Origin of the sequence: Cryobacterium sp. PH31-O1, assembly GCF_030063455.1 — a bacterium.
Classification (GTDB): Bacteria; Actinomycetota; Actinomycetes; order Actinomycetales; family Microbacteriaceae; genus Cryobacterium.
On sequence record NZ_JASITB010000009.1, the window covers coordinates 82398 to 98930 of the forward strand.

A 16533-nucleotide genomic window follows, 5' to 3' on the forward strand; every position below is an offset into this window, starting at 1 on the left:
ATCCGCTCGCCCTACGCGAGACCGTTGGCCCGCGCGACCCCGCCCAGCCAGGCCAGGCTCGGCTTCGGGGTGCGCACGAAGGTCTCGCGGTCCACGGCGATGAGCCCGAACGTCGGCCTGAACCCGCTCGCCCACTCGTAGTTGTCGAGGGCGCTCCAGTGCTCATAACCGATCACCGCGATGCCGTCCTCGATCGCCGCGTGCAGGCCGCGGAGCGCGCCATCCGTGTAGTCGATGCGGCGGGAGTCGTCGGCCGTCGCGATGCCGTTCTCGGTCACGAACACCGGCACGTGCTCGGTCAGCTCCCACGCCGCACGCACCCCTAGTTCGAGCGCGGGCGGAAAATACTCCCAGCCGGTGAGCGTGGTTTCGACGTCAGCGCGCACCTTCATCGGCCCGTCCGGACCGATGAAGGTGCGCGTGTACGCCTGCACCCCGATGAAATCGTCGCCGCGGGCGTTCTCGAGGTACCAGTCGTCGCTCGGATAGGCGTACTCGCGCAGTTTCTCGTCTGCGCCGGGCTCACCGGTCGAATGGAAGGCCTGGGTGGCCACGGTCCAGCCGCTCTGCAGGCCAGAAACGGACTGCAGCACCTCGCGTGAGCGCTTGTGGGAGGCGAGCAGGGCATCCGCTACCTGCAGGTCGGGGCGGGGCAGGCCGAACGCGACGAGGTTGGCCGCCGTCTCGCCACCGGCCAGCATCGCCGCGATATTGGGCTCGTTGATGGTGCAGACGTAGTCGACCTCGGCCAGGATCGGCAGAGCCGCCTCGGTGAAGCGCGCGAACAGGTCAGGCGCGGCCGGGTTGCGCCAGAAACCGTTACGAAACATCCACTGCGGCACCGTGAAGTGCAGCAGCGACACGACCGGGTTGAGGCCGAGGTCCCGCGCGGTGTCGACCATGCGCCGGTAGTGGTCGATCTCAGCGCGCGAGACGAAGCCTTGCTCTGGCTCGATGCGGCTCCATTCCAGACTGAACCGGTACGAGGTCAAACCGGCGCCGGCGAGCAGCCGCATATCTTCTCGATAGTGGTGGTAGCTGTCCATCGCATCGCCGCTCGGCTCGACGATGCCGGTTCCCGGCGTGTGCTCCTTGACCCACCAGTCGTTGTTCGTGTTGTTGCCCTCGACCTGATGCGCGGCCGTGGCGGCACCCCAAAGAAAACCGTCGGGAAAAGTCAGCATGGTGCTCCTAGCTATGTTGTTAACGATCGGTTTGCGGGTGCGGAATCGCCTCGAGCAACCGAATCGTGTAGTCATCCTGCGGGTTCCGTAGAACGGATGCCGTGGCCCCCTCCTCGACGACGGCCCCGTGATTCAGCACCATGATCTGGTCGGTGACCAGGCGGGCGCTGAGCAGATCATGGGTGATGTAGAGCATGCTCACGCCCCAGGTTTCGCGCAGGCTGTCGAGCAGTGCGAGCAGCCCGGCTCGCAGCGACACATCGAGCATCGACACCGGTTCGTCGGCGATGATCACCTGCGGGTCGCTCGCGAGCGCCCGGGCGATCACCACCCGCTGGCGTTGTCCGCCCGACAATTGGTGCGGCAACCGGGCGGCAAACTGTTCGACCGGGGTCAGCCCCACGGTGTCGAGCAGTTCGAGCATGCGCCGTCTGGCATCCTGCCCGCGCCGCTGGGAAAAGTTCAGGATGGGCCGCATGAGAATGTATTCGACCGTGTGCAACGGGTTGAGCGCCGCGTACGGGTCTTGAAAGACCATCTGCACCTCGGTGTGCAGCCGTTTGAGCGAGCGGCGTTTGATGGTGTCGACCTGCAGGTCGCCGAATCGTATGGTGCCGCTCGTGGGGCGTTCGACGCCGGTTATCATCTTGGCGATCGTGCTCTTACCGCTGCCGCTCGCCCCGACGAGCGCCATCGAGGCGCCCGGCTCGAGGGTGAACGACACGTTACTCACGGCCTGCACTGGCTTCTCCCCGCGCCGCGGCGGCGGGTACACCTTGCTGACCCCGCTCACCACGATGGCCTCACGCGCCGCGCGTCCCTCGCGACTGGCGACCCGGCTCGAGACGTTTCGTGCGGTTCCACGCACGGCGAGCCCCGGCACCTCCACCACCTCGGCTCGCGGGTCGCCGTAGTGACTGAGCAGCATCTGAGTGTACGGATGCTGCGGCGCGGCCAGAATCGCCGCCGCCGTGTTGTCCTCGACGATGAGGCCCTCGTGCATCACCATGACCCGTTCGGTCACCTCGAGCACCATGCCGAGGTCGTGGCTGATCAGCACCGCGGTGAATTTCTCCGCCGCTTGCAGCTCGCGAATCGTGTTCATCACGGCGTGCTGCACGAGCACGTCGAGGGCAGTGGTCGGCTCGTCGAAGATCATCAGCTTGGGTTCGAGCGAGAGCGCGAGGGCGATCGACACGCGCTGCCGCATTCCGCCGGAGAGTTCGCCGGCGAAGCGGTCGAGCACGCTCGAGGGCAGTTCGACCTTGCCGACCAGCACCTTGGCACGCTCTTCCCGGTCGGCGCGCGAGACGTGGCCGTGCGCGGCGAAGATGTCGTAGAAATGGTTGCGGATGCTGCGCACCGGGTTGAGCGCGTTCATTCCCGACTGCAGCACCATGGCGAACCCGCCGTGCCGCTGCACGCGCAGATCGGCCAGGCTGAGCCCTGCGATATCAACCCCGTTAAAGAGGATGCTGCCAGCACTGACCCGCGCGGGTGGTTTCGACAGCCCGGTCAGGGCGAACCCGAGGGTGGATTTGCCCGACCCGCTCTCCCCGACCAGCCCGACGAAGTCGCCCTGTTGCAGCTCGAAGGTCGCGCCGGTGACGGCGGGCACCGGGTCGCCGCCGCGCGGTTCGTAGACAACCGAGAGGTCGCGCACGCTCAGCAGGGGCTCGTTCATCGGTTTGCTCCTTCGCGCAGGCGCGGATTGCTGAGGCCGTCGACGCCGAAGTTGATCAGGCTCAGCGAGGTCGCGAGCAGGGAGATGCACAGGCCGGGCGCGAACAACAGAATCCACTGGCCGGTGAGCAGGGCGTTGCTGTTCTGCGCCCAGAACAGCATGGTGCCCCAGCTGATCGTGGTGGAGTCGCCGAGGCCGAGAAATTCCAGGCCGGCTTCGGCGAGAATAGCGGCCGTCGCAGCCCCGAAGAAACTGCCAACGATGAGTGAGGTCATGTTCGGCAGAATCTCGCGGAACACGATGCGGGCGGGGCCGTCGCCGCTGAACACGGCCGCCGTCACGAAGTCACGGCTGCGCAGAGACTGGGTCTGCGAGCGCAGCACCCGGGCGCCCCAGGCCCAGCCGGTTATCACGACCACGAAGATGATCATGCCGATGCCGCCGTTCTGCAGGTAGGCGGCGATCACGATCATGAGCGGCAGCGCCGGAATGACTAAAAACAGGTTGACCACGAAGTTGATCACGTCACCGGTGATGTTGCGCAGATAACCCCAGGTGAGGCCGATCGTGACGGCGATGATGGTCGACAGCAAGCCGGCCACGAAACCGACGAACACCGAGGTGCTCGCGCCGTGAATGATCTGCGAGAGCACGTCCTGCCCGGCGGCGGTAGTGCCCATCCAGTGCGCGGCGCTGAAATCCTCGCTGCGACCGAAGCTGTTGTCGCTTGGATCGTACGGTGCGATAAGCGGCGCGAAGACAGCGAGCAGCACGAAGAAGCCGAGCAGGGCGACGCCGACGCGCGCCTTCGGAACGCTCCAGATAGTGGCGACCGCCCGCCAGACGACGCGCAGCGCGCTGGTCGCTGGTGCGACATCCGCTTGTTTGCGCCTGACCATCACGGCGTGCGTGCCCTGCGGGTCTGGGGTTGAAGGAGTCATCGTCTCGTCCTCGGATCCAGAATGCCGTACAGAATGTCGACAATGAAGTTGGCCATCAGCACGCTGATGGTGATGATGAGAAAGAGGCCCTGCATGAGGGGAAAGTCCTGGTTGACCACCGCGGTGTAGAGCAGGTAGCCAACGCCGGGGTAGTTGAACACGCGTTCCACGAGCAGCGAGCCGCCGACCACTCCGCCGAGCGCGAGCCCGAAGCTGGTCAGGTTGGGCAAAATCGCGTTGCGCGCGGCATAGCGGATGGCCACGGTGCGGGGGCGCAGACCGTTGGCTTCCGCAAAGGTCACGTAGTCATCGCCGAGCGTGTTGATCATCGTGCTGCGCATGCCGAGGATCCAGCCGCCGAGCGAGGTGATCAAAATCGTGGTCGCCGGCAGAAGGGAATGATAGAGCGCGTCGAGGAGAAACGCGCCGGTGAATTCAGGGGTCGCACCGCGGCCGTAGGCACCGCTGGTGGGAAACCAGCCCAGAACGTATCCCAGAAAGAACAGCAGCAGCAGGGCGGTCCAGAAATAGGGGAATGCGCTGGCGAAGGTTCCGCCGACGGTCGGCAGGGTATCGAGCCAGGTGCCGCGTTTCCAGGCGGCGAGCACGCCGAGCAGGGTGCCGGCGATGAACGCCACGATCGTGACGAGGCCGACGAGCACGAGGGTCCAGGGCAGGGCGGCGCCGACCAGGCCGGCGACGCTCTGCGGAAAGAACGTGTACGAGACACCAAAGTCGAACTGGGCCACGTTGCCGAGGTATTGCAGGTACTGGTCGAACATGCTCCCGGTCGGCACGCCCAGCTGGGCCTCGATCGAGGCCCGCGTGGCGTTACTGACCGGCCCGTTCTGGGCCAGTTTGGCTATCGCGGCGTCGGCCGGGGATCCCGGCATCAGGCGCGGCAGCAGAAAGTTCAGCGTGATGGCCGCCCACAGCGTGAGCACCAGCAGACCGACCTTCGTGAGCAGAAAACGCACTATCCCTCTCCTTTTTCTACGAACCGTCAGTCTCACAACGGATGCCGCGCAACGCGGCGGTCGTAAGGCCGTCAGCATCCGCGTGCCCGGTGGTCGAGCCTGTCGAGACCACAGGGGGCATGCTCTCGACCGGCTCAGCCACGGATGGGACTATTTCGCCTTTTCGAGATTGGTCAGAATGAGCAGGGGCGTCGAGTTGTACGTGTTCGGCGGTGCATACGGGTCGTCCGCACTCGGCCAGCCTGTGTAATTTGCGTCGCTGTACAGGCCCCAGAGCCCGCCGTAGAACATGCTGATCACGGGAAGCTGGTCGTAGACCGTCTGCTCCAACTCGGCGGCGATGGTCTTCTGCTCGGCCTCATCGGTCGAGGCTTTGAACCGAGCCAGCAGCGCATCGGTGTCGGCGTTGCTGAACCGGCCGAAGTTGCCGGTCGTGGTCGTTCCGAGCGGCGTCGCGAACTCGCTGTTGAGCAGCAGATTCATGTCCTGGAAGACGCTGCCCGTTCCGCCGAAGCCGGTCATTGCCATGTCGAAGTCGCCGTTGCCGAGCGACTCGTAGTACGCGGCCGGTTGGGGCTGGCTGAGTTTCACGTCGATGCCGATCGCACCGAGCTGCGACTGCACGGTCTGCAGGCCTTGCAGCCAGTCGGTGTAGCCGTTGGCCGTCATGATGTTGATCGACGCCTGGGCACCGCTCGCGTCGACGAGTTTGTCGCCGTCCATGGTGTAGCCGGCCTTCTCGAACGCGGAGAGTGCGGCGTTCGCATCCTGCGCGACCTCTCCACCGTTCGGCAGGTCGGCGCTGAGCCAGGCGTCCTGGTTGGGCAGCAACAAACCGGACTGACCGGCCGCCTCGACGTAGCCTTGCTCGGCATCCGTTGCGATCTTGTCGCGGTCAAGGGCGAGGCTCAGGCCCTGCCGAAAGTTCACGTCGTTGTAGGGCGCCTTGGTGAGGTTGGGCACGAGCGCGATGGTTCCGCCCGGCGGAAACCAGTACTTGTTGTGCTGCTCGTCGGCCTTGACCCAGGTGCCGTCGACATCGGTGATGAAGGCGTAGGCCCAGTCGTAGCCGTTGTTGACGACGTCGAGCTGGCTGTTCGCGGCGGGAAGCACGAGTTTCTCCACGGCGACCTTGTCGGCCTGCCAGTAGCCCTCGTTCTTCTTCAGGGTGTACTCGTTCGGCGTGAACGTGTCGAGCACGTACGGGCCGGTCGCGATCGGGTCTTCGTTCGTGAACGTCAGCGGATCCTCGACGTCCTTCCAGATGTGCTCGGGAACGATGAGCTGCTGGTCGATGATCGAGGCGGCCGGCACGTCCTCCGAGCTCAGGTGGAACACGACGGTGTCGCCGTCGACCTCGAGGCTCTCAATGTGCTGCCACATTCCCTTGTTGTCGAGGGCGGGGGTCTCCTTGATCAGGTTGAAGGTGAAGGCCACGTCGGCGGGGGTGAAGTCTTCGCCGTCTGACCATTTCACGCCCGTGCGGATCGTGTAGACCACGGTCTTCGCGTCGGGCTGCGTGTACCCGGTCGCGAGGAACGGGGTGGCCTCGCCGTCGAGGGTGTTGATCACCTGCAGCGGCTCGTACATATAGGTGGCGGTCACCCGTTTGCTCGTGGAGAACGGGTTGAAGTTGCGCTCGAATGTGGGCGAGCCGTTGTCGGCTGCGACGAGCATGGAGCCGTCCGCCGAACTGGCGCCGGAGTTGTTGGCTGTGTTGATGCTGCACGCGCTCGTCGCCAGCACGGCGGCAATGCCGATCACGGCCAGTGCGGTACGGGTGCTGCGCCCTCTCAAATGCTTCATTGCAGTGTCGTCCTTCGTGTCGTCGTTGACCCCAGCCCCGCCTCCATCGGGGGCGCAGCGTACCCCTACTGTAAGCGCATACATGCCGCCGCCGCAACTATTTTCTTTCCCCCCAAGCGACACCGCCCGCCCCGCTCCCATTTCGGACGGGGCCCGGGCCCCGTCCCCGGGCCCAGTTTCTAGACTGGGCCCGGGGTCATAAGGTGGGCCCGAAACGACGGACGCGACGGAGACCTCGCTCACCCCAGGCGCGACCCGAAGATCTGCGCGGCCACGAGCGGACGCACCGCGGTCTCGAACTGTCGGTCGACGAAATAGTCCTTGAGACGGTCCGCGAGCAGGTTGTTCGCAATCGAGGCCATGATCATCGACTGGTCAAGCGACAGGTACCGGTCGGCAACGGTTCCGCTCTGGGTCGCGATCGCATCGTAAAATCCGCCTGGACCGTACGACGCGAAGTCCTTTTTGAGGTTCGCGAGGTTCGCCAGCACCGCCTTCTTGTCATAGGCGAGGGCGAGGAACGAAGCGTGCGGGGTAACCACGCCGTCACCGTAGGTCGGTGTCGGGTTGGTGGCTTCGCGGCATCCGTTGTAGCCGGCGTCAACATTGGTGCGCTCCCGGTCTGAGGGATAACCGTCGGTCGACATGCCGACGCCCTCGACACCGTACTCGGCGTACTCGCCGAACGGGTCGCTGGCCGGGGAGAAGCCCCAGTAGCCGTACTGGGCTTCGTCGAGGCCGTGCAGAACTTGGGCCCGCACGGAGGCTGGATGGTTCACACCCCAGGACTGCGGGCCCCATTGCGCTTCGGGCACGAACAGGTCGGGCATCAGCGCCTCGAACATGCTGCCACCCCAGGCAGGAACGAGCGACATGCCGCGGTACTGGTAAACACCCTCGTAGACCGGCACGCCGAGGTATTCACGGGTGACGCCGGTGGGCTTCTGTTCCTGCCAGGCGTAGTCGCAGCCCTGGTCGGGCATCGTGCGCAGGGTGCCATAGTAGGCCTCCGGCGGAATCTCGCCCTTGCTGATGCCGAGGTAGGTCGCGATGCGGGCCTCGCTCACCGTCGTGTCGTAATGGTGGCAGGTGTAGTAAACATCCGGGCCGTCATCGCCATAGTTGCCGGGCACGTTGCAACCAGCTGGCGGTACCACCCAGAATCCGCCGCGGTTCAGACCAACGCCGGGCCGGGCGTCGAGGTCGTGAAAGAAGCCGAAGTCCATGCTGTCGTACAGCTTGTCGGCCGTTCTCTCGAGTCGGGGTTCGGCCTCAGCCACGATGCGAAAAGCGGCGGCGAGCCAGCCGTTGTCGACCGTGCTCAGGAACGGATCAACCGGGTCGCCACTGTCAGGCCAGGTCACGAGCTTGTGCCCGTCGAGCGGCGAGTACCAGTTGTAGTACATGCCACTGGGTTCGTGTCGCTCGAGAGTCGAGAGGGTTTTCAGGGTGGTCTTCAGGCGCTTGTAGGCCTCCTTCTTGCTGATGATTCCCAGGTCGCGCGCCGAAACCGTCGACCAGAGGTAGCCGCCGATGTTGGTGGGACTCGTGTTCTCGCTCGCCACCGACAGGTCACCGGAGAGCTTGTCGGCTGGCAGGCCGGTGGCTGGGTCGGTCATCGCGGCGAGCGACTTCCAGGTGTCGACGGCGTACCCGCGCAGCACCTTGTCGTTGCCCTGCGGACCGTGCCCTGGGGCGGCAAGGGCGCTCGGCGCGACGAGCAGGGTGCCGGTCACCAGCGCGCCCGTCATCAGTGCGCCCGTCAGCGCCAGTATTCTCGGTGTTCGTTTCACAGCAATATCCTTCGTGTCGTCGTTGACCCTCGGTAGCTTCGCTTCGGCGCGGGCAATGGATACCTGCATGGCGCCTCGAGGATCGAGTGTAAGCGCATACAACGAGCGAGGCAAGCGTTTCAAGCGGATGCCGACGCCCGCGAGCCGCCTCCGGCCATTTGTGTCGGGCAGTCCGACGCACTCGCAGAAATACGCAAAAGTGCAATCCCGCGGTCTCGAAGCACTACTCACCGTCCGGGCGCAAGGGGCGCGCGCGGCGGCTCATCCGCTTAAGACGGGGGTCCCTCGGAGCTCTCGCGCAGCAGCACCTTGACCGGCAGACGCAGCGAGATCGGCGGTTGCTTGGGATCCTCCAACCGGCTCAGCATCGCCCGCATCGCCGCACGGCCGAGATCGACCATGGGCTGGCGAACGGTGGTAAGCCGCGGCGACGCGGTGCTGCCGGCCTCGATGCCGTCGAATCCGGTCACGATGACATCACTCGGCACACCGACACCGTGGGCGCGCAGCACGTCGAGCGCGCCGAGGGCCATTTGATCGTTGGCGCAGATCAGCGCGCGCGGCAGCATGCCGGTGTTCACGAGCTCCGTCGTCACCTCACGCCCGCGCTGGCGGGAGAATCCACCGCGCAAGACCGGGCTGGCATCGGGGTCGAGGCCCCGGTTTTCGAGCGCCCGTCGAAATCCGTCGAACCGCTCGGCGCCGTCGGGGGAATCCTCCGGGCCGGCCAGATAGGCGAAGTTGGTCACTCCCTTCACGTCGAGCAAGTGGGTCGTCAGCGCGTCCATGCCCGCAGCATTGCTCACACTCACGTGGTCGTAGTCGTCACCGCGGCGCGGTCCGGCGATCAGCACGATCGGAATGCGCCGCGACACGTGCTCCAGCACAGCGTCGGGCACACTCTGCGCGAGTACGGCCATGCCGTCGACGCGACCGGCAATGTCGTTGACCATGTCAGCCGGAAAGGCACCTCGACCGACACCGACCATGAGCGCGAACCCCTGGCGCCAAGCCTCAAGTTCGCTGCCGCGGAGCACCTCATCGAAGTACAGGTTGGGCGGACGCACGAGGCCAGAGTCGGGCATGTCCCGCACCACCTCGACCAGTCCAGACCCGTGAAACTCGGCGTCGTCGAGCTCTTCCATGGCGTCGAGGTTCGGAAAGTACAGCCCGAGCACGCCCGTGCGCCTCGCTGCGAGTCCGCGCGCGTTCGCGCTCGGTACATAGCCGAGCTCCCAGACCGAAGCGAGCACCTTTTCGCGAGTGGATGCGCGTACATCCGCCGGACGACGAAGCACCCGGGAGACGGTCGCAATAGACACCCCGGCGTGGGCAGCCACGTCGTACACGGTCGATGCTTTGGCCACGGTGCCCCTCCGGTGATCGCTCGCGCGCTGTGTTCCACATTCTAACGCCCGCACTATTTCGGACGGGGCCCGGGCCCCGTCCGTGGGCCCATGATAGAACCTGGGCCCGGGCTCGGGCCCAGGCCCCGTCCAGATCCAGCGGGGACAGCGGGGACGCTCCGATCGTCGTGAGCGCTCGCCCGGGCAGCAGCAGGGTTTTCCCATGGTGCCGGCACCAGAATTCCGCCATGACCCCCGCAAACGGCACGCTGCGCCTGGTGCGCCCCGACGATGGCGAGCACCCAGAGACCACCCAACAGACTCGGCCGGGCACCAAGCGCTCCCTGGTCCAGCGCCGCCGCACGATCCTGATTGTGCTGGCCATCGCCTGGCTCGTGATGGCCGCCCTGGCTGTCGTGCTGCTCCTCACCGGCACGAAGCCGAGTACTCCGCTCGGAGAGACGGCCGCCGTTCCCGGCGGGCTCGCCCGCATCAGCGCGGTCATACCGCTCGAATCCGACGGTTGGGTGCCGCCTCGCTCGGCCGACCGCCTCGCCGGCCCCGCCCAGCCGGGTGCCCACCGCGTGCGCATCCTGCTCGAGCTCACCACAACGGATGCCGTCGGCCTCACTTTCGACGCCGCCGACTACTCATTGTCGGGCCTCGGCTCCCGTGCCACAGCGCTCTGGGTCGACCCGGGACGGCAAGTTGCGCCGGCCGGGGCATCCGTTCTGGCGACGCTGATTTTCGAAATCCCGAATCAGGCGATCGCACTGGTTCTCGACGGCCCGCAGGGGGCGCGGTTGTCACTCGGCACCGCCCACCACACCGCGCCCTGACTCGTCCCCCGAAATTGGGGGTAATTGGCTACTCCACACGCGGCTACCCCGGCTCGGAACAACCGGGCACCATGGTCGCATTCCAACAGTGGAGGTCGTCATGACAACCGGATTCGACACTCAAGAACAGCCAACGATCACGACCATGGCTCACCTGACCGTGCACGTTTTCGGTAACCTGACCATTCGACGCGGGCCGGTCATGCTGCACGGCCATCAGCTGGGTGGCCCCAAACCCCGCCAGATCTTTGAGATCCTGCTCGTGAACCTCGGGCTACCCGTTTCCAAGGACCGCCTGATCGAATTGCTCTGGGGTGCAAGCGCGCCGGTCGAAGCATTGCCCACCCTCGAAAGCTACGTGAGCGTGCTGCGCCGCCACCTGCAGCCCGGCGAAGGAAAATTCGGCCCGCTCCAGACCAGGACCGGCGGCTACGTTCTCGACCGCAACCTGGTCGATACCGACCTCGACCAGTTCGACGTTTTGCTACAACGAGCCCAGAAGACCATTCCTGGCCTCGCCTACCCTTTGCTGCTGCGCGCCCTCGACCTCGCGACAGCACCGCTGCTCGGCGACGAACTCGTGCCCGCCTGGGCAGCAGAAGCCCGCGATCTGCACGCCGCCCGCCTCACCAGCGCCCGCATCCTCGCGTCGGAGACCGCCGCGGCGTTGCACCGTATCGATGATGCCCTCGAGTTCGCGAATCTGGCGCTGGCCGACGAACCGCTGAATGAACGAGCCTGGACGGCCCTTATTCTCGGACTCGAGACGAGCGGGCGTCACGCCGAAGGCCTGCAGGCCTACGACCGGTGTCGCCACGCGATGCAAAACGAGTTGGGCTGCTCTCCCGGCTCGATTCTGCGGGCCGCCCAGCTTCGCCTGCTGCACGCGACGGCCGACGGGGACGGCGACCTGGCCGACGTGCTCTCCGCCTTGCTCATGCTGCACGATCAACTCCGAGTTTCGCCGGCGAGCGGGCCAGCTTCCCGCCCCGCCACTACTTCTATGCGACCAGAGCTGGTCGCGGATTCCCTCAGGGAGGCTACTGATGTTGTTACGTCATTTTTGCGACGCGTCGTCGCTCGCGCCTGAGCTGGCAACTCGCCCGCCCGCGCCTATACCACATGGGGGAAAAAAGAGACAGTACTCGACAGATCCTCATGTTGTACTGATACTGGTCTCTGCAGCTCGAACAGGGCCGTGCTGTCCGTCAACTTCGAGGCTTGGGAACGGGCAGAGAGGTAGCCGCAAATGACCACCCAGATGTTCCCTAGCGAACCCGGTGTGCACGGAACAACAGCGACCGCGTCATTGCCCGGGTCAACGACCGAGCAGATTCGTATTCTCATCGTCGACGATCACACCACCTTTGCCGAACTCCTCACCGGTTCCCTCAATCGTGAACCCGACCTGTGCAGCGTTGGCTCTGCCAACAGTGTGGCCAGCGGCATCGCCGCCTGTTTGGATCTGGTCCCCGACGTCGTCGTCATGGACTACCACCTGCCCGACGGCAGCGGCCTCGTCGCGGCCACCGCGATTCTCGCTCGAGCGCCACACACCCGCATTGTTATTCTCACCGGCGACCCGGCCCTGGAAGCCCTGGAGCAGGCCGCTGCCATCGGCGTCTGCGCGTTCCTGCCCAAGGACGGCTCCCTCGCAACGGTGCTCGATACGCTGCGGCACGCACGCATTGGTGGTTTCATCGTGCATCCGTCGCTGGTGAGCCTGCTGAGCGCACGGCGTCGGCAGCGCAGCGAAGAAATTCCGTTTCCCGACCTCACCAAGCGTGAGCTCGCCGTTCTCCGGCTCATGGGCGAGGGCTCCGACGTGCGAGCCAATGCCAAGGTTCTCGGTATTTCCGAGAACACCTGTCGCGGCTACGTCAAGGCGATCCTCGGCAAGCTCGGCGCCCACTCTCAACTCGAAGCCGTGGTGATTGCGACCCGACTCGGTTTGGTGCCGGCCCAGCATGTCTAAACCCGCGGCGAAGCCCAGCAGCCTCGACCGAGCCCGATCCACCGAGCGGTCCGAGGTTCGCGCCGCGGTCGGCCGTTTTCTGGCCGTGGGTATAGTCGCGATGGTCTTCGTAGCGGTACCGGCCGCCCTCTGGGTGCGCGAACTCTCCGAGCGTAACGCCATGGACAACGCTATTCAGCACGCCCAACGCCTTGCCGACTACTCCGTCGGGCCTCTCCTCTCCGAGGCCCTCCTCGCGGGTGACCCAGGCTCGACCCTGCGGCTGGACGAACGATTAGCCCCCCGCATCTCAGACGGATCCATAGTGCGCGTCAAGGTGTGGGATCCCTCCGGCCGCATTGTGTACTCCGACCTCCCGGAGCTGGTCGGCCAGGTCTTCACGCTTCCGTCCTGGGCGCCCGAGCTGCTCGCGGGCGGTAAGGGGCGAGCATCCCTGGGGGTGCAGAACGATCCCGGCGACGAGAACGAGACCGAGTCCGGCGAGCTGGTCGAGGTCTACGTGCGCGCTTCATCGTCGAGCGGCGACTCACTCATCTTCGAGGCCTACTTCAACGACGACGCGGTTCGAGACGAACAGAACGCTCTCGTAGTCGGCCTCATCCCCGCGTTCCTGCTGTCCCTCGGTGCCTTGCAACTGGCCCAGCTGTTTCCGGCGGTACAACTGGCGCGGCGCATTCAGGGCCACCAATCGACCAAGCGCCAACTACTTCAGCATGCCGTCGACGCGTCCGACCTGGAGCGGCAGCGCATCGCCCGCGACCTGCACGACGATGTCATCCAGGATCTTGCCGGGCTGTCCTACGCCCTTGAGGCCGAAGAACGGCATTCGGCGCCGGAGAACCGGGCGCTGTTCGGCCAGGCCAAGGCGATCCTGCAAAAAAACGTGCAAACCCTGCGCGCCATGACCACCGAGCTGTACCCTCCCGACCTCGATGAACTCGGTCTGCCCGCCGCTTTGACTCGGCTGACCGCACCGCTGATCGAGCAGGGCATCGACGTCAAACTTCATATTCCAGCCGACTGCGACCTCGACCGTGATCGTGCCGCCATGTTCTACCGGGTGGCCCGCGAGGTGCTCGTCAACACCATGAAGCATGCCAAGGCTGGCGTCCTCGAACTCACACTGATGCAGGATGACGACCGCACGATCCTGCTGATTCACGACAACGGCTGCGGGTTTGATTTGTCTGCGGATGCCCCCGACCACCATCTGGGGCTGCGCATTATGCGCGACACCATTCAGGTCGCCGGAGGATCCCTCGAGGTGCGCTCCTGGATGGGCGGCGGCACCTCGGTCATGGCCACTCTCGATCGGGTTGCCCCCGTTCGAATACGCTAGCCAGACGCCGGCGCCGTCGTTGGAACGGGCTCCACCCGGCGAGCGCCACTGTCACGCTCACCACTGCCGCGAGGCCCATGCCGTAGCCGAGCCAGGGGGCAAACGGTGACGGGTCAGCGCCAGAGACAGGCCCCGTTGAATCGCTCACCGCCTCGTGCGAGGCCCCGCCTGCCAGCACCACCGGTTTCGGGATCGGTTCGGCGGCAACGTCAACGCCCGCCTGGCCGGGGGTCCCTGCGGTCACCGACACTCGCATGGGCGTGGTGCCGGCCGGGCGCGCGATCGCGCTGCGCACCGAGTCGACCACCTCGTCGCCCAACAACGTTCCCAGATAGGTCACGCCCAGGGTGTCGGCACCCAGCGTGGCGTCGTAATTGCCCAGCGCATCAGAGAGGATGCCTTCCCGCGCAATCGCATCGGCCAACGTTGGCGGATCGGCGGCAGCCACCGCGAAGACGAGGTCGTGCACGAGCACGGTCAGCACAAAATACTGCGCGGGCGAGTTCGACCCCGTTTTCTCCTCGATGAGGGCGCGCGCCTCCACCTCCGAAACCCCCGTCGGCAGCAGCAGAGTCAGCTGCGGTACAGCTTGTTCGAGCACACCGGCCGGAAGCACATCGGGAGAGATGTCCTCCAGGGTGACCCCGGCGGCGTGAGCACGCTCCTCCAGATCGAAGCGCATGACCGACGCAGCGGCATCCGCTGCTGTCGTGACGGCGAGCACGACCCGGCGCTGCACTAAGGGTCCGTCGTAGCTCACGGTCGGTCGACCGTTGCCAATATCGCTGGTTCCTGCGTCGGATACGAGGGCAATGGCGCTCGTGGGAGTTGCCGAAGCGGGGGCCAACGCCCCCGCGGTGCAGCCGCTCAGAAGAGCACAACCCAGCAGTCCAGAACTGAGCAGGGCGAACAGCACTACCGCCGGGGTCGGGCGATCGGCGTGGTACATCAGGTACCCGCTGGCAGCCCCGGCAGATACACCGGGGGGTAGGCATCCATCGACATGGTGTCCGCATAAGCTGGGTCGGAGGTGATCGGGTCGTTCACCCGATAGTCACCGACCGCAAACTGCACCATCATGTCGTGGTCTTCGTGCACGAGGTTGTGGCAGTGGATCATGTAGCGGCCGCCGGCGTCCCGCCCGGTGTCGAACTGCATCAGCGCCGTGATCGACTCATTTTCACCCGCATAGAAGACGTCCTTCGGTCCGTTTTCCCAAGCGAACGGCTTGCCGCCGTTGGTATTGCGGCCGATGATCTTGGCGTCGATCAGGTGAATGTGCACCGGGTGGAACCAGCCGCCGGAAGCGTTGGTGATGGTCCACTGTTCGACGTCGTAGGGCTGCGGATTACCAAACAGTTTGGTGAATCGGGAGGCCGCGACGTCATCCCAGGTCGTGCCGTTGATTTTCCAGACGCCGTTCACTTTCTCCACCTTGAGCTGCCTCTTGACCTTTGCCATGTCGGGGGTGAGGCTCATCGTGGCGATACCGCCCAGGTGAGGGTGGACCGAGCCACCGTCATCGAGCGTCGCCGGAATCGACGAGATGCTGCCCAAGTTCGACCCGGAATCGGCAACGACTTCGAATCGCATGATCTTGCCGGTATTTGCAAAATTGACGTTGTTTTTGTTACTCAGATTTTTTAGGTCAATTTTCTGTCCGACCCGATACTTGCGAAAGTCGACCAGAATCTCGTAGCGCTCGGCGGTACCGTGCCGCCAGGAGCTGACCGCCTGCACGATCGGGGTCATGCCAGCATCAGTGCCGACCACATACATCGGGTCGCCGGTCGACAGGGTCGGGCGGTAGGAACGGGAGATTGAGGCCACCAGCACCCGAAACCGATAGATGCGCGGCTTGACCTTCATGGTCGGCCAGGGCACGCCGTTGACCAGGATGATATCGCCGTAGAGGCCGACGTGCAGGCGGTCGTTGTAGCCGAGCGACCCGTCCGCATTGAACATGGCATCGGAGATCATCAGCGGCACGTCGAACTCACCCTGGGGCAGCTGCCCACGCTCATAGTCGTCCGAGAGGGGATAAAACGCAGCCAGACCCGAGTAGACATTTTGGGCGGTGAGGTGGTGGTTGTGGTCGTGGTACCACAGGGTTCGCGCGGTCTGCCAGTTCGGGTAGTGGTAGGTTTTCACGCCGCCGGGGGCAGTGAAGTCGTGGGCATAGCCGTCGTACTGCGGCAGGGATGCTGAGCCGTGCAGGTGGGTCACGGTGCGGAAGGCGTTGGTGTGCAGCAGGCCCTTGGCCGGCAGCGCGTTGCGAATGCGCACCTCGCACCTCGTGCCCTGCACCGCCCGAATCGTCGGCCCTGGGAAGATACCGTTGTACCCGGCGATCGTGGTCGACAGGCCAGGCACGAACTGCGCCTGGCCGAGTTTTTCGGTGAGTGCGTACCGGGCGAACGGGCGGTCGGGGTCTCCGTCATCGAATCCGGTTTGGAACGGAGCGAGTACCGGCGGGCGACGAAAGACGCCGGCGTATGGCACGGGCATGTTCTGAGGGGCGAGCAGGCTCTGGGTGAGCAGTGGCACGGTCGGAACGACATCGTCGTTGCCTCCCATGCCGGCCAGACCGAGCGCTCCAAAGGCACCGAACTGGAGAACTTCCCTGCGTGATGTCATGACCTCTCCTCA

Annotated in this window: 13 protein-coding genes; 4 read left to right on the forward strand and 9 right to left on the reverse strand. The window is 65.2% G+C overall.

The genetic code is table 11. The annotated features are described in order from the left end of the window. Positions 1-11: 11 nt before the first annotated feature. The 7 genes from QMK31_RS16845 to QMK31_RS16875 all read right to left on the reverse strand — a co-directional run bounded on the left by QMK31_RS16845 (position 12) and on the right by QMK31_RS16875 (position 9752). Positions 12-1184, reverse strand: coding sequence for a glycoside hydrolase family 1 protein (locus tag QMK31_RS16845; protein WP_283502103.1), 1173 nt, complete (start codon positions 1182-1184; stop codon positions 12-14). A gap of 19 nt (positions 1185-1203) precedes the next feature. After that, entirely contained in the window at positions 1204-2868 is a 1665-nt protein-coding gene (locus QMK31_RS16850) for an ABC transporter ATP-binding protein (RefSeq protein ID WP_283502104.1), read from the reverse strand. After that, the gene (locus tag QMK31_RS16855) at positions 2865-3809 is read right to left on the reverse strand and encodes an ABC transporter permease (RefSeq protein ID WP_283502105.1); all 945 of its coding nucleotides are present in this window, start codon (positions 3807-3809) and stop codon (positions 2865-2867) included. Before QMK31_RS16855 ends, QMK31_RS16850 begins: the two co-directional genes overlap by 4 nt. Continuing rightward, positions 3806-4786 carry an ABC transporter permease gene (locus tag QMK31_RS16860; protein WP_283502106.1) on the reverse strand — a complete coding sequence of 327 codons (981 nt, stop codon included), beginning with the start codon at positions 4784-4786 and terminating at the stop codon, positions 3806-3808. The genes QMK31_RS16855 and QMK31_RS16860 overlap by 4 nt, the downstream gene beginning before the upstream one ends. A gap of 150 nt (positions 4787-4936) precedes the next feature. Then, on the reverse strand, positions 4937-6592 hold the full coding sequence (locus QMK31_RS16865; protein WP_283502107.1) for an ABC transporter substrate-binding protein: 1656 nt from the start codon (positions 6590-6592) through the stop codon (positions 4937-4939). Positions 6593-6831: 239 nt separating this feature from the next. Beyond that, positions 6832-8343 carry a glucoamylase family protein gene (locus QMK31_RS16870; protein ID WP_502853488.1) on the reverse strand — a complete coding sequence of 504 codons (1512 nt, stop codon included), beginning with the start codon at positions 8341-8343 and terminating at the stop codon, positions 6832-6834. A 311-nt stretch (positions 8344-8654) separates the two neighbouring features. Further along, positions 8655-9752, reverse strand: a complete 1098-nt coding sequence (locus QMK31_RS16875; RefSeq protein WP_283502109.1) for a LacI family DNA-binding transcriptional regulator — start codon at positions 9750-9752, stop codon at positions 8655-8657. A 227-nt stretch (positions 9753-9979) separates the two neighbouring features. Between QMK31_RS16875 and QMK31_RS16880 the strand changes: the two genes are divergently transcribed. The 4 genes from QMK31_RS16880 to QMK31_RS16895 all read left to right on the forward strand — a co-directional run bounded on the left by QMK31_RS16880 (position 9980) and on the right by QMK31_RS16895 (position 13884). After that, positions 9980-10570 carry a hypothetical protein gene (locus QMK31_RS16880; protein ID WP_283502110.1) on the forward strand — a complete coding sequence of 197 codons (591 nt, stop codon included), beginning with the start codon at positions 9980-9982 and terminating at the stop codon, positions 10568-10570. Between the two features lie 100 nt (positions 10571-10670). Further along, complete coding sequence (locus tag QMK31_RS16885) at positions 10671-11660, forward strand: AfsR/SARP family transcriptional regulator (RefSeq protein WP_283502111.1); 990 nt, start codon at positions 10671-10673, stop codon at positions 11658-11660. Between the two features lie 159 nt (positions 11661-11819). Further along, a complete protein-coding gene (locus QMK31_RS16890; protein ID WP_283502112.1) occupies positions 11820-12545 on the forward strand; it encodes a response regulator transcription factor in 726 nt (241 codons plus the stop codon). Beyond that, the gene (locus tag QMK31_RS16895; protein WP_283502113.1) at positions 12538-13884 is read left to right on the forward strand and encodes a sensor histidine kinase; all 1347 of its coding nucleotides are present in this window, start codon (positions 12538-12540) and stop codon (positions 13882-13884) included. The genes QMK31_RS16890 and QMK31_RS16895 overlap by 8 nt, the downstream gene beginning before the upstream one ends. Here QMK31_RS16895 and QMK31_RS16900 read toward each other — a convergent pair. Together QMK31_RS16900 and QMK31_RS16905 are read right to left on the reverse strand one after the other, a co-directional pair. Then, positions 13841-14833, reverse strand: a complete 993-nt coding sequence (locus QMK31_RS16900; RefSeq protein ID WP_283502114.1) for a hypothetical protein — start codon at positions 14831-14833, stop codon at positions 13841-13843. The two genes, QMK31_RS16895 and QMK31_RS16900, sit on opposite strands and share 44 nt — an antisense overlap. Further along, positions 14833-16521: a multicopper oxidase family protein gene (locus QMK31_RS16905; RefSeq protein WP_283502115.1), complete on the reverse strand. Its 1689-nt coding sequence runs from the start codon at positions 16519-16521 to the stop codon at positions 14833-14835. Before QMK31_RS16905 ends, QMK31_RS16900 begins: the two co-directional genes overlap by 1 nt. Positions 16522-16533: the final 12 nt, after the last annotated feature.

Bases quoted from the DNA above. Each gene is read 5' to 3' on its own strand.
- QMK31_RS16845 (WP_283502103.1), bottom strand. From the start codon at position 1,184: ATGCTGACTTTTCCCGACGGTTTTCTTTGGGGTGCCGCCACGGCCGCG.
- QMK31_RS16850 (WP_283502104.1), bottom strand. From the start codon at position 2,868: ATGAACGAGCCCCTGCTGAGCGTGCGCGACCTCTCGGTTGTCTACGAA.
- QMK31_RS16855 (WP_283502105.1), bottom strand. From the start codon at position 3,809: ATGACTCCTTCAACCCCAGACCCGCAGGGCACGCACGCCGTGATGGTC.
- QMK31_RS16865 (WP_283502107.1), bottom strand. From the start codon at position 6,592: ATGAAGCATTTGAGAGGGCGCAGCACCCGTACCGCACTGGCCGTGATC.
- QMK31_RS16870 (WP_502853488.1), bottom strand. From the start codon at position 8,343: ATGACGGGCGCGCTGGTGACCGGCACCCTGCTCGTCGCGCCGAGCGCC.
- QMK31_RS16880 (WP_283502110.1), top strand. From the start codon at position 9,980: ATGACCCCCGCAAACGGCACGCTGCGCCTGGTGCGCCCCGACGATGGC.
- QMK31_RS16885 (WP_283502111.1), top strand. From the start codon at position 10,671: ATGACAACCGGATTCGACACTCAAGAACAGCCAACGATCACGACCATG.
- QMK31_RS16890 (WP_283502112.1), top strand. From the start codon at position 11,820: ATGACCACCCAGATGTTCCCTAGCGAACCCGGTGTGCACGGAACAACA.
- QMK31_RS16895 (WP_283502113.1), top strand. From the start codon at position 12,538: ATGTCTAAACCCGCGGCGAAGCCCAGCAGCCTCGACCGAGCCCGATCC.
- QMK31_RS16900 (WP_283502114.1), bottom strand. From the start codon at position 14,833: ATGTACCACGCCGATCGCCCGACCCCGGCGGTAGTGCTGTTCGCCCTG.
- QMK31_RS16905 (WP_283502115.1), bottom strand. From the start codon at position 16,521: ATGACATCACGCAGGGAAGTTCTCCAGTTCGGTGCCTTTGGAGCGCTC.